Source organism: Massilia polaris, from assembly GCF_012927275.1.
Lineage (GTDB): Bacteria > Pseudomonadota > Gammaproteobacteria > Burkholderiales > Burkholderiaceae_D > Telluria_A > Telluria_A polaris.
On sequence record NZ_JABBGG010000002.1, the window covers coordinates 525,110 to 539,950 of the forward strand.

Genomic DNA, 14,841 nt, shown 5'->3' on the forward strand with positions numbered 1-14,841 from the left:
TCAGCGTACGATATCAGACTTTCTTGTCAATCCTGCAGATTGGAAACATTACTTTGTTGTGAAGACCCACGCCTTGCTTGTCGCCACGCCATTGAGGGTGCCGCTGAACGTCACCTCGTAGCTTGTGTTCGCCTTCAGCACCGCCAGCGGAACGATCGCCGCGGCCGGCGATGTCCTCGCGTTGGTGTTCTCGCCCGCCTTGATCAGCCGGACTTCAAGGTCGGCGCCGCCACGCGGACGAATCGTGAAACTCTGCACAACGACATTCACATCGATGTCGGCGTGCACGCTGACCGGATAGCCGACTTCGTTGAGGTTAGGCACCGGGTCGGGTGCCTCGTAATCGCTGAAGAAGTTGGCCGGCACCTTGACCTGCCCGTTGAACGGCCAGGTCACCAGGTTGCGGCCGCCCACGCCGGGCCCGTAGCCGTTGGTGGCGGCAAAATTGGTGGTGAAGTAGGTATAGCCCGCGCTGGTGGTCGCCGCGCCGGTGCCGATTTCCTTGAACTTCGGCTCGAAGATGACGAAGCGGTGATAAATCGCGGTGATCAGTTCTTCCGCCATGTAGAAGCCGGAGCCGTTGGCGGTCGCGGAAATGACCTCGCCGTAAGCGTAGGTTCCCGTCCGGTAGGCATAACCGGCGGCCTGCATGCGGTCGCCCTGGCTCACGCCGGTAAAGCCGGGCTTGCCCGCAGTCTGCTCGTGGGTGACGACGTTGTTGGCTTTCTGATACTCGGAGTGGCCCGCTGCCGCGCGGTCGAGCAGTTCGTTACGGGTCAGCACCGGCATGCCGGCCTGCGCGCGCCGGTAATTAATCCAGTTCATGCCGTCTTGCGGGATGTTGTTGAGCAGCGAGGGCGCGCCCGGTTCCTGCGCGAGGACGCTTGGCGGGACCGCTGCGGGCGTAACGGCCGGACTCGCGTCCCCGCCGCCACCGCCGCCGCAGGCGGCCAGTGCCAACGCCGTCAGGACCCCGGCCGTATAAAGCTTCCAGCGACCCGATGTGTTCATCCTGTGCTCCCATGCATATTTACACCAATCATCAATTCTAGGGGAAAATGAAAATTGATGAGATTTGATTTGCTCATCCGAAGCGCCGTGTAAATGCCCGCGCTGTAGAATGCCAAATATGAATGTAAAACGAACACGACGACAACACCTTGCGCGCGCTAAGTTCGCGTTGCCGAGCTTTGTGACGCTGCTCTCGATTGCCGCCGGTTTTGGCAGTATCGTGATCACGGTCGACAACGCGCACGTTGGTGATCCGGCCAATTACCGCCTCGCCGCGATCCTGCTGGTGCTGGCCGGCATCTTCGACGCGCTTGACGGTTTTGTCGCGCGCGCGACCGGCACTTCGTCGGATTTCGGCGTGCAGCTCGATTCGATCGCCGACGTGATGAACTTCGGCTGCGCGCCGGCGCTGCTGCTGTACACCTACGGTTTCGTGCCGCTGGGCGCGGACCATCCGACCATGCTGCGCGCGGGCGCCTTTGCCTGCTTCATGTTTGTGGCCTGCGGCGCACTGCGGCTCGCCCGCTTCAACGTCAGCGTCGGCCGCACCGACCCGCGCTATTTCGTCGGCATGCCGATCACGGCGGGGGCCGCGTGCGTGGCCTCGGTGGTGGTGGCATGGCCGGACCCGGCCAACTCGCTGCTCCATGCGCTGGGCATCATATTGTTGATGGTATCGATCGGCGGCGTGATGATCTCGACGATCCGGTTCCCGAGTTCCAAGCAGCCGATGACCAAGCTGCTGATGCTGCTGATCGCGATCGGGCTCGGCCTGCTGGCGTGGCTGCAGATGCGTTTCTTCGTGCTGTTCTTCCTGCTGTATATCGGCGTCACCATGCTGATCAATATCGGCTGGAGAATGGGATGGCGCGGCCTGGCGCCGCCGCGCGTCTACCAGGACTGAGTCTCAGGCAAACTTGTCGAGCATCGCCGCCAGGTGGGCTGCGCGCGCCTGCGCGTCAGGCAGGTCTTCGGCATTGCCGGTTTGCGTGACGATGGCGCCTGCCAGCAGCTGGACGAACGAACGGTCGAGCGCCTTGCGCGCCGCCGACATCTGCTGGGCTGCGGCATCGCAGTCGGATGGCGTCTCGGCCATCGCAATCAGCTTCTGAACCCCGCGTAACTGTCCCTCGACCCGCGCCAGCCGGTGCATCAAATCCTTCTTCTGCTCCGCGCTGAGCGCGCCGCCGCCGGCCATCAGGCGACTTCGTGGCCGCGCGCCGCGCGCAGGATCCTGAACCAGTCGCTGCGGTCCAGCGTGAAGCGGGTGCCGGCGACAGCGACCGAGATCGCTTCGATGCGCCCCGTGCCGGTCAGCGGGATAGGGCGCGACGGCGATTGCATGATCCATGCAAATACGACGCTGGCGAATGGCTGCTGCAGCTCGTCGGCAATGCCGTTGATCACCAGGCGCAGGTTTTCCGCAGCGGCATCGGTGCCATTGAACAGGCGGCCGCCGCCGAGCGGCGACCAGGCCATCGGGGCGACGCCCAGGTCTTGCAGGCCGTCGAAGGTTTCATCGAACATCGGCGCCGTTTGCAGCGGCGAGAACTCGACCTGGTTGGTCGCCAGCGCAATGCGGCGGTTGAGGCTTTCGAACTGGTGGCGGCTGAAGTTCGACACGCCGAAGTGCAGCACCTTGCCGGACTTGCGCAGCGCGCTGAAGGCTTCGGCAACTTCGTCGAAGTTCATCAGCGGGTCGGGCCGATGGATCAGCAGCAGGTCGAGGCGGTCGGTTTGCAGCTGGCGCAGCGACTCCTCGCTTGATGCGATGATGTGGCTGGCGCTGGTGTCATAGTGCTGGATCGAATGCTGCGGGCGCTGTGGCGTAACCAGCTTGATGCCGCACTTGCTGACCAGCTGCATCTGGTCGCGCAGCGAAGGCTTGCGGCCAAGTGCCTCGCCGAACAGGCCTTCGACGCCGTAACTGCCGTAGATATCGGCGTGGTCGAAGGTCGTGACGCCGAGCGCCAGGCATTGCTCGATGAAGGCGATGCGCTGGTCGACCGTCATGTCCCATTCCGTCATCCGCCACATGCCGGCGACGATGCGCGACAGCTCAGGGCCGTTTGGCGTGGTCTTGATGCGCGGGCAGTGGAGGTCGGCGGGAAGGCGGTGCGGCATAAGTATGTTCCGGAAAATTAATGTTCAATGACCTACGAATTACGAATTACGAATTGCGGTTTGCGGTGTCGCTTACTTCAGCCAGAGCCGCATCGAATCCCACGCGCGCCCGAAGATCGACGCTTCCGTCACTTCTTCCAGCGCCACCACCGGCAGCTGCAACAGCGGCTTGCCGTCGACAACCATCTTCAGCGTGCCTACGCGGCTGTTCAGCGGCAGCGGTGCGAGCAGCGGATCCTTGCGCTCGAGCACAGGCTTGAGCTTGCCGGCCACGCCCTTCGGCACGGTGACCATCACGTCACTGGTAAAACCAATCTTGACCGTGCCCTGCGAACCCTTGAACACCTGCGGCGTCTGGATCGCCTGGCCCTTCGAGTACAGCTTGACCGTGTCGAAGTTCTGGAAGCCCCAGTTCAGCAGCTTCTGGCTTTCCTGGGTGCGGGTCTGGTCCGAGTTGGTGCCGACCACCACCGAAATCAGGCGGCGGTTGTAGTTGCCGTTCGGGCGCTTGGCCGAGGCGATCATCGAGTAGCCGGAGCTGTCGGTGTGGCCGGTCTTCATGCCGTCGACGGTCGGGTCGAGCCACAGCAGGCGGTTGCGGTTCGGCTGGGTGATCTTGTTGTAGGTGAAGCTCTTGACCGAGTCGATCTTGTAGAACTGCGGGAAGTCGGCGATCACGCGCGCGGCCAGGATCGACAGGTCGTGCGCGGTCGAGTAGTTGTCCGGGCTGGGCAGGCCGTGCGGATTGGCGAACTTGGTGTTCTTCAGGCCCATGCGCTGCGCTTCGCGGTTCATCAGCACGACGAAGGTGCCTTCGTCGCCGGCGACCGCTTCCGCCAGCGCGACGGCCGCGTCATTGCCCGACTGGACCATCAGGCCGTGCAGCAGGTCGTTGACGCTGACAGGGACTGCCGGGTCGATGAACATCTTCGAGCTGCTGGCGTCGACTTTCCATGCGCGTACCGACACGTTGACCAGCTGGTCCAGGGTCAGCTTCTTGTCGCGCAGCGCGCCGAAGGTGACGTAGGCGGTCATGATCTTGGTCAGCGATGCCGGCTCGATGCGGGCATTCTGGTCCTGGGCGGCGATGATCTGGCCGCTGCTGGCGTCAAGCAGGGTCCACGACTTGGCGGCGATGCTTGGAGGAGGGACAGTCTGCGCGTGCGCTGCCGAGATAACGATAAGGCTGGCAGCAAGTGCCGTGAACAATTTTTTCATGGATTTGCTACTTTAAAAGGTGAGAATTGCAGAGCCGGGTAATTATAGCCTCAGCTTTCGGCCGCGCCGGGCCTGCGCCACAGTTGAATCACGAGATTTTTAATGTGGCCAAGCTTGCGGTGGAAGAAGTGGTCGGCGCCGGGAATCACGATCACAGGCAGGTCGAGCGGGCGCGCCCAGTCGAATACTTGTGTCAGGGTAATTGTTTCGTCTTGCTCGCCGTGGATGACGATGCTGTCTTGTGGCACCTCCGGCACCGGCCACTTGCCGGCGGCGGTACCGACCAGCACCATGCGTTCGATCGCGCGGCCCTGTTCGAGCAGGCGCTGGTACAGGGTCGCCTGCACGAAGGTGCCGAACGAGAAACCGGATAGTGCCACCGGCAGGTTCGGATAGCGCTGCTGCATGTGGTCGAGCATGACTTCCATGTCGTCGGTTTCGCCGAAGCCGCGGTCATGCACGCCTTCCGAAGCGCCGACGCCGCGGAAATTGAAGCGCGCCACCACATAGCCGAGCGCAACGAAAGTGCGCGCCAAAGTCTGGGTGACCTTGTTTTCCATGGTGCCGCCGTATAGCGGGTGCGGGTGGGCGACCAGGGCGATGCCGATGGCCGGGCCTTCCGGCACGTCGAGCAGGCATTCCATCAGGCCGGCCTTGCCGGTCAGCGTGAATTTTTGCGAGTGTTTGTTCAGCATCCCCGCCTCAGATCTTGAGGCGTTCGACGACCTTGCCGCCGACCAGGTGGGTGTCGATGATGTCGTCGATGTCGCTGGTGTCGACGTAGGTGTACCAGGTGCCTTCAGGATAGACCACCAGCACCGGGCCTTCTTCGCAGCGGTCCATGCAGCCGGCCTGGTTGACGCGGATCTTGCCGGCGCCATTCATGTTCATTTCCTTGATGCGTTTTTTTGCGTGCTTCTGGGCTTTCTCGGCACCTTGCTGGCCGCAGCAAGGACGGCCGTCCTCGCGCTGGTTCATGCAGAAGAAGACGTGGTGTTGGAAGAATTGATCGCTCATGGTCTCAGCTAAATTTTCATGCGGGAATGCGTAAGCCGTCATGATACGCGCTTACTGCCGATTGAGTTTATGCGAAGGAAGTAGCAAGAACCACAGCGCGAAGAACGGCCACATCAGCGACAGGAACTGCGCCGCGCCGTTGAAGTTCAAGAATTTTCCCTGCACCCAGCCCGACAATGTGGCGCTGAAGTAAGGGTTTACCGGAATCGTATTGACGACCAGCAGGCTCAGCACCAGGGTCACCGCGGCCAACCGCCGTTGCGCGACGTGCGGCGCAAACGCCAGGCCCGACACCATGATCAGGCCGATCAGGAAACCGCCCTGCGCACCAGGCGTCACCCAGACGAAGGCATTGTCCGGCGTGAAAAAGAGTGAGCTCGACAGCGACTTGAACACCACCGCGGCGGTCAGGACGGCCCCCACCAGCAAGGCGCGCGGCGCGCCGCGCCGTGCGATGCACAGCAGGGTCAGCATCGCGCCTGTCATGCCGCAGGCGGTGATGATGGTCTCGGACAGCCAGTACTGTTCCACGCTCATCGCCGCGCCCGGGCGCAGCAGGGCGATCAGGTCGATGTTCGCATCGAGCAGCTTGGACAGCCAGTTCGACAGGATCGGCAGTATCTGCCCGTGGCCGAACAGGTAAGGCTGCGGGTAGATCTGCGCCAGCGGCCATAGCGCAAGCAGCACCAGCCCGAGGCTGGCGTGCTGCGCGAACAGGCGCTGGCGCAGCCGGTACAGGCGGCTCTCGTCGAGGTAGCTGCGCGCGCCGAAAGCGCCGATGATCGCGCCGACCACGCCGCCGGCGGAATTGGTGAAAAAGTCGAGGTTCGACGGCACCCTGCTAGGCAGGTAGGTCTGCACCGCTTCCATCGTCCCCGACACCAGCACGCCCAGGATGCTGGCGACCAGGATCGCCCAGATGCCATGCACGCGCGGGTACACCGCCAGCGCGAACAGCATGCCGAGCGGGACGTAGCCGATGATGTTGACGACCACGTCGAAGCCGGTCCAGTACTGCGGCATCGTGATGTTCAGGAAGATGAACGGCGACAGGCCGCTGCCGCGCCAGCCCGAGAACGGGAACCAGCTGGCGTAGATAATCAGCAGCATGTACGCCAGCAGCGAAGCGCGCGAAACCGCCGAACCGCGTTTCTCCGCCGGCGCGTCGGGTGTTGTCATTGTTTCGGCAACTGCAGCGTGGCCAGCCAGGCGATCATGCCCGCAGCGGCGGCGTCGGTGGAATCGGCGAGGGCGCGTGCGCCGCCGGCCGCATCGAGCGTGGCCGCGCTGGTCTTCTGGTTGAAGACGCGCTGGTCGACCAGCTTATGGCCATGGAACAGCGACGCGCGCAGCACCAGTTGGCCGTAGCTTTGCGAGGCGCTGTCGAAGGTGTGGGTGAAGTCGTCGATCTCCATGCGCAGGATCGGCATGCCGACCGACGCGTCGGTGGTGGCCAGCACCTTGACGCCGGACTGCGACAGGCGCGACTTGATGCGCTGCGTGACCATGCTGAGCGGCGTGTTGGCCCAGCGGCTGTTCGAATAGCTGCGTGCGCGCAGCGGATCGGCATAGGCCAGGCGGTAGAACATGCGTTCGCTGTCGAGGGCCGCGACGCCGGTGACGTCGGTGACCACCAGCACGCCCATCGGCGCTGCCGCCTGGGCTGGCGCCGCAACCGGTGCGGCGCCGAAATCGTAAGTCGAGTTGCCCAGGTTTTTGGAAGTGCTGGAGCAGCCTGCCAGCAAGGCTGCCGTGCCGAGGGCCGCGGCCAGCATGAGCCGGCGGAAGGTCTGGTTCATGGTGTGGTTCACGGTGGTCCTCATTTGGTCGGTGCGGAGAAGCCTGGTTCGCCAGGTCCCGGTTCGCCGTTCGGCGCGCCGAACAGGATGCTTTGCGGGCGGTCGGTCAGGCTGGTCGCGGTGCGGCGCACTGCGCGCAGCGAGGTGCGCGCTTCGTCGGTCATCGCCACCAGATGCGGCAGGGTTTGCAGTTCGAGGTCGCTGGTGACCGCTTCGAGCGAACCTCCGACCTGGTCGACCGTGGTGTTGAGGCGCGCGATCGGGCCGTCCGGCGCCTGCAGATTGGTCGCCAGCTGGTCGAAGTTGCGGGTCATGCTGGTGGCGCTGTTGGACAGCTCGTTGAACGAGGCCATGCTCTGTTCGGCCCTGCGCGTCAGTTCAGGCAGGCGCGCCAGGGTCGGCTCCAGCTGGCGCGGGATTTCGCCGTAGGCTTCGGCAGTCTTGCTGACGTTCTCGAAGGCGGCCAGTATGGTCTTCTGGTTCTCCGGGCTGAGCATGTTGTCGGCGCGCGTCATCAGTTCTTCGGCTTTCTCCAGGATGACGAGGCCGCGCTTTTCAAGCTGGTCAAGGAAGCCGGGGCGCAGCGGAATCACGGCGACGCGGTCCTTGTCGGTCTTGAGCAGCGGCGAGCCGGTCTTGTCGTCGTCGAGCTGGATGAAGGCGATGCCCGTCACGCCCTGGTAGCCGAGCGACGCGAAGGTGCTGGTGGTGACCGGCGCTTCCGGGTCGACCGACAGGCGGATCAGGATGCGGCCGGAGGTGGTCGGGTCGAAGGTGATCTCGTCGACCTTGCCCACTTCGAGGCCGCGGTAGCGCACCGCAGCCTGCGGGTTCAGGCCGGGGATCGACTGGGTCGTGGCGATCTGGTACGGCACCCATTCGACCTTGTCGCGATTGAGCCAGAGGCCCGCCATCACCGCGGCGATCAAGAGCGCGATGGTGAAGAAGCCTGTCATGAGTGCGTGCGATCTGTTTTCCATATTCAGTCCTCTGTTTCGTTGGCTTCGCAGCGCTCGTCGAGCACTTCCAGCGCCCGCAGGCCGCGTCCGCCCAGGAAAAATTGTTTGATGAACGGGTGGTCCACCTTGAGTACTTCGTGCGGCGGGCCGATGGCGATCACGTGTTTTTCGGCCAGCACCGCGATCCGCGACGACAGCGCGAACAAGGTGTCGAGGTCGTGGGTGACCATCACCACCGTCAGGCCAAGCTCGCGGTGCAGCGACTGGATCAGCGCCACGAAAGCATCCGACAGGTCGGGGTCGAGGCCCGCCGTCGGTTCGTCCAGGAACAGCAGCTGCGGCTCGAGCGCCAGCGCGCGCGCCAGCGACGCTCGCTTGATCATCCCGCCCGACAGGTCGGCCGGCATCTTGTTGGCGTGCTCGATACCCAAGCCTACCATGTCCATCTTCAGCAGCACGGCGTCACGAATCACGTCTTCTGGCAGCGCGTGCAGCTCGCGCATCGGCTGCGCGATATTGTCGAACACCGTCAGCGCCGAATACATCGCGCCCTGCTGGAACAGCATGCCCCAGTGGTTGCGCATGCGCTGCAGCTGCTGCGCATCGGCCTCGCTGATGTCCTCGCCGAACACGCGCACCGAACCGCGCGTGGGCGTCTCCAGCCCCAGCATCTGGCGCAGCAGCACCGTCTTGCCGGTGCCCGAGCCGCCGACGATGCTGAGGATCTCGCCCTTGTAAATATCCAGGTCGAGGTCCTGGTGCACGATGGTGCGCCCGAACTGGGTACGCAGGCCGCTGATCTGGACCACCGGCGGGCCGACGTCCTCGTGCGGGCACATGTTCAGGCGCTGCGGTTCGCGGTCTGGTGCAGTGTCGGTCATCAGAACCCCACGTCGCTGAAGATGATCGCGTACACCGCGTCCGCGAGGATGACCACCGTGATGGCGGTGACCACCGAGGTGGTGGTGCCGCGGCCGAGGCTTTCGGTATTCGGCTTGATGCGCAGGCCGAAGTGGCACGACACCAGCGCGATCAGGATGCCGAAGGTGGTCCCTTTCAGCAGGCCGATCGTGTAGTTCGCCAGCGGTACGGCGTCTGGCAGCTTCTGGATGAAGTAGCGCGGCGACAGGTTCAGTTCCATCATCGCCGACGCCATCCCGCCCAGCAGGGCCATGGCGTCGGTCCATACGACCAGCAGCGGCATCGAGATCGCCAGCGCGACGACCTTGGGCATGATCAGCCGGTAGCCGTGCGAGATGCCCATGACGAGCATCGCGTCGAGTTCTTCGGTCACGCGCATGACGCCCAGCTGCGCGGTGATCGACGAGCCGGAGCGGCCGGCCACCAGGATCGCCGCCAGCAGCGGGCCGAGTTCGCGGATCACGCTCATGCCGAGGATATTGACGATGTACATATCGCCGCCGAACATCTGCAGCTGCTGCGACGACAGGTAGGACAGGACCACGCCGATCAGGAAGCCCACCAGCGCGGTGATGCCGAGTGCCTGGAAGCCGGAGTGGAAGATATTGGCCGAGATCTCGCGCCAGGGCCCGGTGCGCGGGTGGCGGATGAAGCGGCCGATGTCCTGCACGACCTGGCCGATCAGGCGGATAAAGCCGTGCATGTGCTCGAAGAACGACAGGATGCCGAAGCCCAGCACCATCACCCACGTCAGGTGGCTGCGGCGTGAGCGCGGCAGCTTCAGTTCATTGGCCGCTTCGAGGCGTTTGAACAGCTCTTCCTGCTGCGCGGCGAGCTTCAGCAGCTGCGGGCGCTTCTTGCCCCAGGCGTTCCAGAACATCTGGGCGCCGATGTGATCGAGGCTGGCGACGGTCGACAGGTCCCATTCAATGCCGGGCTGGCTGTCGAGCGACTTCAGGGTCGAGGAGATTTTTTCGATCGCGCCGCACTGCGCCAACGCATGCACCTGCCAGATCCCCGTGGCGACAACAGACTGCGCCACTTCACCGGTGGCGTGGTTTATGGTTAATGTTGGCGCATTTTCAATTGGCATTGCGCCAGTGTAAAAGACTTTCGGCCTTCCTGCTACCGCTGTTCTCTACAGTGTTCAGGCTGCAAGATGGCGCGCCTGGCGCATCGGCGCGACCACGGCGGCGGCCTGCTTTTCAGCCGGGACGTCGATGCGGCCGGCGTAGTCGCTCGCCAGCAGCGCGTTGGCCTCCGCCTTGCCCATGCCGGTCACCTGCAGCCATTCCGCGACCAGCTTGGCAAGGCGCTCGAGCGCGATGCGGTGGGTGGCGTCGGTCTTGGTGTAGATCCAGTCGGAGAAGGCCATGAAGTTCTCGAACGGCGCGGCGCCCAGCATGTGCTCGATAGTGTTGGCGAAGCGGCCGGAGTTGGCGACCAGGTCCCAGTAGCGCGCGAAGCGCACCAGCCGCTGCATGGTCCGGAAGTCGATCAGCCTGGTGGCCAGGATGGTGTAAGGCGCGTAGGCATCGAATACCATGCCAAAACCTTCGGTGTGGCGGATGATCGGCGTGCCGCGCAGCCGCTTCAGGATGCCGAACTGGATCTCGTGCGGCTTGAGCGCGACCAGTTGGTCGAAGCCGCGCGCGAAGCTGGCGACGTCTTCGCCCGGCAGGCCGGCGATCAGGTCGACGTGCAGGTGGGCGTGCGACTGGGTGCACAGCCAGCGGATGTTGTCGGCGGCCTTGGCGTTGTCCTGGCGGCGGCTGACCAGTGCCTGCACTTCAGGGTTGAAGCTCTGGATGCCAATTTCAAACTGCAGCGCGCCGGGCGGGAATTTGGCGATCGTCTCTTTCAGCGCTTCCGGGAGGTGGTCGGGCACCAGCTCGAAGTGGGCGTAGACCGGGTCGTCCGGGTTCGCTTCCAGCTTATCGAGGAAGAACTGCATGATCTTCAGGCTGGTCTTGATGTTCAGGTTGAAGGTGCGGTCGACGAACTTGAACAGGCGCGCGCCGCGCGCGTGCAGCGATTCCATCTCGGCCAGGAAGGCGTCGAGCGGGAACGGCCAGGCGGTCTTGTCGAGCGAGGACAGGCAGAACTCGCACTTGAACGGGCAGCCGCGCGACGCCTCTACATATAGAGTGCGGTGGGCGATGTCCTCGTCGGAGTACAGCGCGTACGGCATTGTGATTTCGGGGAGGGGCGGCTGCATGCCGGCGTGGATCTTCATCAGCGGCTTCGGGCCGCTGATTATTTCGCCGCACAGCTTGGGGAAAGTGACGTCGCCCCAGCCAGTGACAAGATAGTCGGCCAGCTGGACGATGCTTTGTTCGCCCGGCTCGAACGACACTTCGGGGCCGCCCAGGACGACCGTGACATGCGGCGCCACGCGCTTGAGCATCGCGACGACTTTGGTCGTTTCGTCGACGTTCCATATATAGACACCGAAACCGATCACCTTCGGCTCATAAGAGAGCAGCTTTTCCACGACGTCGGTCGTCTTCGCACCAATGACGAATTCCTGGATCCGCGTCTCTTCTTTCAAAGGGCCCATGTTCGCCAGCAAGTAGCGCAATCCGAGGGATGCGTGGGTATAACGGGCGTTCAGGGTGGACAGCAGGATGGTCATGGCGGGCGGACGAAGGGCAATCCGCTATTTTACCCGCCGGCTACCGAATCGGCCGTAGCTTGTCGTCGCGCAGGCCGACCAGCAGCGCTTTGCCGGACGCGTCCACGCGGAACTCGCCGTACCTGGCGGCCTCGAACCGTTTGCCTTCCCCTTCGGTGAAGAACCAGGCGTCAGTCACTAAGGTCAGGCCGCCATTTTTCCTGATCAGGTCGATCTTTAACTCCCCGGCCTTGAGGGCGCTGCCGTCGTCAAAGCGGGTCAGTTGGGTGACGCCGCGTTCGTCGCGCTGTCCAACCACCTTGTTGGCCCGGTCGTCCGACCTGGACGCGTCGGGCAGGCGGAACCCGAGGCGCATGAAGTCGCCTTGCATAAGCGAGCGGGGATCGATCGGACCGAGTTCAACCAAGACTGGCGCACCGGTACGGATCAGCTGCTCTTTCTGCCAGATGCTAACGTTGATACCGACGAGAACGATGAGCATGCCGATGACGATGCTGGCGCTTTTGGCATGGCGGAGGCTCGGCCCGGCGGAGGCTTTCGGCAGAGTCCGTGGATGCGTGACCCATGCGACCCCAGCCAGCAACGCGCCGGCTGCAGCCATGATCCACGCTTTCGTCGGAAGCGGAACCTCAAGCTGGTAATAGAACGCAGAGAACGTAAATACCGCGGCGACACCGGCTGCGCCCGCGAGTACGTAGCGGCCGCTGGTCACGCAGAAGGCGAGTACCAACCAAATTGCGCCCAGCGCGGGCATGAGCCACGCAAGGCAAGCAGCGACTGCGGCCACAACGACGAATTGGGCTTTGACCAGGCTTGGCCAGCGTTGGCCTACCCAGGCGGCCGCAGCGATGCTCAGCAATACCGAAACAGCTGGGGCATAAGAGGGCCCCATGTTCTGGAATTCGCCACTGTTGGCAGTGACGTAGGCAGTAAAAAAGGACGCCGAGCCGCCGCTCAGTGTCAGGGCAAGCAGGAGGAATGCGATCCAGCCTGCCGCGATGGCGTCAATACGGGCTGCTGCTTTCGCCCGTGCGCCGTGGAGGATCGCGTAGGACACTATCCAGACGCACAGGGCGACGTGGGTCGCCTCCCACCACTTTTGCGTCCATTGGTCAAAGTTCGTTCCGAGCTGATTTACGCCTTGGACGAGGAAGAAACATGCGAGTGCGCCAAACGCGCATTGCAACCAGCGGCGCGGCGTCAACCACCCCACAGCGATCCCGACCGGGGCCATCAACAAGCACGCGGTCGTCTCCGAAGTGCCGCTCTTGATACCTACGGTCAAATGCACGAACCCCACCAGTACGAGCGCTGCCAGGATGAACTGTTCCATGAACAGGGACTGCTCCCTTCTCAGCAAGAGCAATCCGGAGAGAAGCAATAGAAGGCCCACAATGAAGGCGCCGGGCCCTTTGGCCAGCATGCCATTAGAAACCATGTGCAGGACCGCAACCAGCGGGATTGTCGCCAGCCACGCCCCAATCGCCGTCATCACCATGACCGGCCAGGGAATATGCGCAGGCTGGGGCAAGGTCGCCGATTCAGGAAGGAGTCCTTCGGCTTGTGCGGTGCGGAGAAAGTCGAGATGCCGCTGCTGGTTCATTGCTCACCTCCGAGCTGGTTTGCGTTACGCGCGGCGGAAACGATTATGTGCACGGTGCCCCCTAGGATGGCGGCGGCGGACAGGCCCAGCATCAGCAGACCGAAAATCTCGTTACGGTCGACCAGTACTTTTGCTAGCAGGGCAATGAGAAGCGTATCAAGGCACAGACCCACCGCACTCAGGTTGAACACGTCGAGCCGCTTCGGCTGGATCAGCACGATAGCCGCCGTGGCGGCGATGGCCAGTGCGAGCGGAAACAGGATGTCTTCCCCGCGGTCAAAAAGATCGATAAGGCCGGAAAGGGAGATCATGACCATTGTCAGCGCGATTGCTGAACGACACGACCACTTGCCGGCGCCAGTGACGCGAGCGACAAGCGGGGTGAGCATCCCGCAGGTAGCCAGGGCCAGTCCCCATCCGGAGAGGTGAACCACTGATGAGGTCCTGGTGAAACTCCAGCGGTGCCCACTCAGCGCAGCTACCCACAGTGATATGCCAGTCATCGTTACCCAGCACCATGCGGTCCACAATGCGTCCGATTTCACGGCGAAACATAGTGGCAGCGATAGTAGCGACCAGGTGGCAAACAGTTGCCACGGGTCGGCCCCGGTCTGGTAGGTCTGCCCGAAGTAGGCGAACAGCCCGCCCATGGTCATGAAGGCGACTGTGGCAAGCGCCGCGCGTGCTTGGGGGAGGCGGGCAGCGCCCAGACACATGACGACGAAAAAACCCTGCAGCAATGCGAAGCGCCCGGCCCGACCAAATGAGTCCCAGTTGGCGGCAATCCAGAAAACAATCCCCGTGCCGCCGAGGAACGCGCTAAGCATGGCCAGGCCCTTCATCATGGTTGGCTCGAGCTGCTTCGGTTCGTCGTCCAGGCCGGCCAAGGCATGCAGCCTGCGCCTCGCGTCGGCATCCAACTCGTGGCGGGCGGTCAGTTCATACACTGCAAGTCGCAAGTCCATGATTAGTTCTCGGTAATGAAAATGGTGAGTCTATGTATTTTATTTCCCGGGGTCACCGTATTGCGCAAATTATCCTGCGAGGGCCTTGCCAAGGTTGGATGACCTTTGCTATAGTTCGCCTCCCGCAGAAATGCACGCCTCCAAAAGGGCTGTTGCAAGAGGTTCAGTGGGGCCTTCGCAAGAGGGGAAAGCAGGAAAAAAGAAGTTGACGAAAAACGCGAAACGCTGCATAATCTCTCTTCTCTGCTGCTGACAAACAAAACGCTTTGTCGATGAGCAGCAAGCAACACAAAACAAGTTCTTTAAAAATTAACAGTCGATAAGTGTGGGCGTTTGATGAAGGTGCCAGTGACTTCGGTCACTGATTACTTAAATTATCAAATGTTCACAAAAAAGAAATACGTTGTCTCAGCAATGAGATAACGGTCAGTATTTTGAGTGAGCGACCTCGCAGCAATGCGAGTGGCAGAAATGCCAACAAACAGAGATTAAACTGAAGAGTTTGATCCTGGCTCAGATTGAACGCTGGCGGCATGCTTTACACATGCAAGTCGAACGGCAGCGCGGGGCAACCTGGCGGCGAGTGGCG

At 62.7% G+C, this 14,841-nt stretch carries 15 protein-coding genes and 1 rRNA gene; 2 read left to right on the forward strand and 14 right to left on the reverse strand.

Annotation, left to right across the window (positions count from 1 at the left end; genetic code table 11):
- Nucleotides 1-48: 48 nt before the first annotated feature.
- Nucleotides 49-1,011 (reverse strand): CAP domain-containing protein, encoded by a 963-nt coding sequence (locus tag HHL21_RS06235; RefSeq protein WP_169464365.1) that lies wholly within the window; start codon nt 1,009-1,011, stop codon nt 49-51.
- A gap of 118 nt (nt 1,012-1,129) precedes the next feature.
- Here HHL21_RS06235 and pssA point away from each other — a divergent pair, with 118 nt between their 5' ends.
- Complete coding sequence (pssA, locus tag HHL21_RS06240; RefSeq protein ID WP_169464366.1) at nt 1,130-1,915, forward strand: CDP-diacylglycerol--serine O-phosphatidyltransferase; 786 nt, start codon at nt 1,130-1,132, stop codon at nt 1,913-1,915.
- Nucleotides 1,916-1,918: 3 nt separating this feature from the next.
- On the opposite strand, the gene HHL21_RS06245 is transcribed toward pssA, so the two are convergent.
- The 13 genes from HHL21_RS06245 to HHL21_RS06305 form a co-directional block, all read right to left on the reverse strand.
- Nucleotides 1,919-2,209: a metal-sensing transcriptional repressor gene (locus tag HHL21_RS06245; RefSeq protein ID WP_169464367.1), complete on the reverse strand. Its 291-nt coding sequence runs from the start codon at nt 2,207-2,209 to the stop codon at nt 1,919-1,921.
- On the reverse strand, nt 2,209-3,135 hold the full coding sequence (locus HHL21_RS06250) for an aldo/keto reductase (RefSeq protein WP_169464368.1): 927 nt from the start codon (nt 3,133-3,135) through the stop codon (nt 2,209-2,211). Before HHL21_RS06250 ends, HHL21_RS06245 begins: the two co-directional genes overlap by 1 nt.
- Nucleotides 3,136-3,207: 72 nt before the next feature.
- Nucleotides 3,208-4,353, reverse strand: a complete 1,146-nt coding sequence (locus HHL21_RS06255) for a D-alanyl-D-alanine carboxypeptidase family protein (RefSeq protein ID WP_169464369.1) — start codon at nt 4,351-4,353, stop codon at nt 3,208-3,210.
- Between the two features lie 50 nt (nt 4,354-4,403).
- Entirely contained in the window at nt 4,404-5,045 is a 642-nt protein-coding gene (locus HHL21_RS06260; RefSeq protein WP_169464426.1) for an alpha/beta hydrolase, read from the reverse strand.
- A gap of 10 nt (nt 5,046-5,055) precedes the next feature.
- The gene (locus HHL21_RS06265; RefSeq protein ID WP_169464370.1) at nt 5,056-5,370 is read right to left on the reverse strand and encodes a (2Fe-2S) ferredoxin domain-containing protein; all 315 of its coding nucleotides are present in this window, start codon (nt 5,368-5,370) and stop codon (nt 5,056-5,058) included.
- A gap of 51 nt (nt 5,371-5,421) precedes the next feature.
- The gene (locus tag HHL21_RS06270; RefSeq protein WP_169464371.1) at nt 5,422-6,549 is read right to left on the reverse strand and encodes a VanZ family protein; all 1,128 of its coding nucleotides are present in this window, start codon (nt 6,547-6,549) and stop codon (nt 5,422-5,424) included.
- Nucleotides 6,546-7,181, reverse strand: a complete 636-nt coding sequence (locus tag HHL21_RS06275; RefSeq protein WP_370659671.1) for an ABC-type transport auxiliary lipoprotein family protein — start codon at nt 7,179-7,181, stop codon at nt 6,546-6,548. Before HHL21_RS06275 ends, HHL21_RS06270 begins: the two co-directional genes overlap by 4 nt.
- Before the next feature lie 8 nt (nt 7,182-7,189).
- Nucleotides 7,190-8,149, reverse strand: a complete 960-nt coding sequence (locus tag HHL21_RS06280) for an MlaD family protein (protein ID WP_169464373.1) — start codon at nt 8,147-8,149, stop codon at nt 7,190-7,192.
- Between the two features lie 2 nt (nt 8,150-8,151).
- Nucleotides 8,152-8,967: an ABC transporter ATP-binding protein gene (locus HHL21_RS06285; protein ID WP_229496135.1), complete on the reverse strand. Its 816-nt coding sequence runs from the start codon at nt 8,965-8,967 to the stop codon at nt 8,152-8,154.
- A gap of 41 nt (nt 8,968-9,008) precedes the next feature.
- Nucleotides 9,009-10,142 (reverse strand): MlaE family ABC transporter permease, encoded by a 1,134-nt coding sequence (locus HHL21_RS06290; protein ID WP_169464375.1) that lies wholly within the window; start codon nt 10,140-10,142, stop codon nt 9,009-9,011.
- A gap of 54 nt (nt 10,143-10,196) precedes the next feature.
- Complete coding sequence (locus tag HHL21_RS06295; RefSeq protein WP_169464376.1) at nt 10,197-11,684, reverse strand: B12-binding domain-containing radical SAM protein; 1,488 nt, start codon at nt 11,682-11,684, stop codon at nt 10,197-10,199.
- A gap of 40 nt (nt 11,685-11,724) precedes the next feature.
- Nucleotides 11,725-13,287, reverse strand: a complete 1,563-nt coding sequence (locus HHL21_RS06300; protein ID WP_169464377.1) for a GDYXXLXY domain-containing protein — start codon at nt 13,285-13,287, stop codon at nt 11,725-11,727.
- Nucleotides 13,284-14,252, reverse strand: a complete 969-nt coding sequence (locus HHL21_RS06305; RefSeq protein ID WP_169464378.1) for a DUF2157 domain-containing protein — start codon at nt 14,250-14,252, stop codon at nt 13,284-13,286. The genes HHL21_RS06300 and HHL21_RS06305 overlap by 4 nt, the downstream gene beginning before the upstream one ends.
- A 490-nt stretch (nt 14,253-14,742) precedes the next feature.
- Here HHL21_RS06305 and HHL21_RS06310 point away from each other — a divergent pair.
- A 16S ribosomal RNA gene (locus tag HHL21_RS06310) occupies nt 14,743-14,841 on the forward strand; the annotation flags it as partial.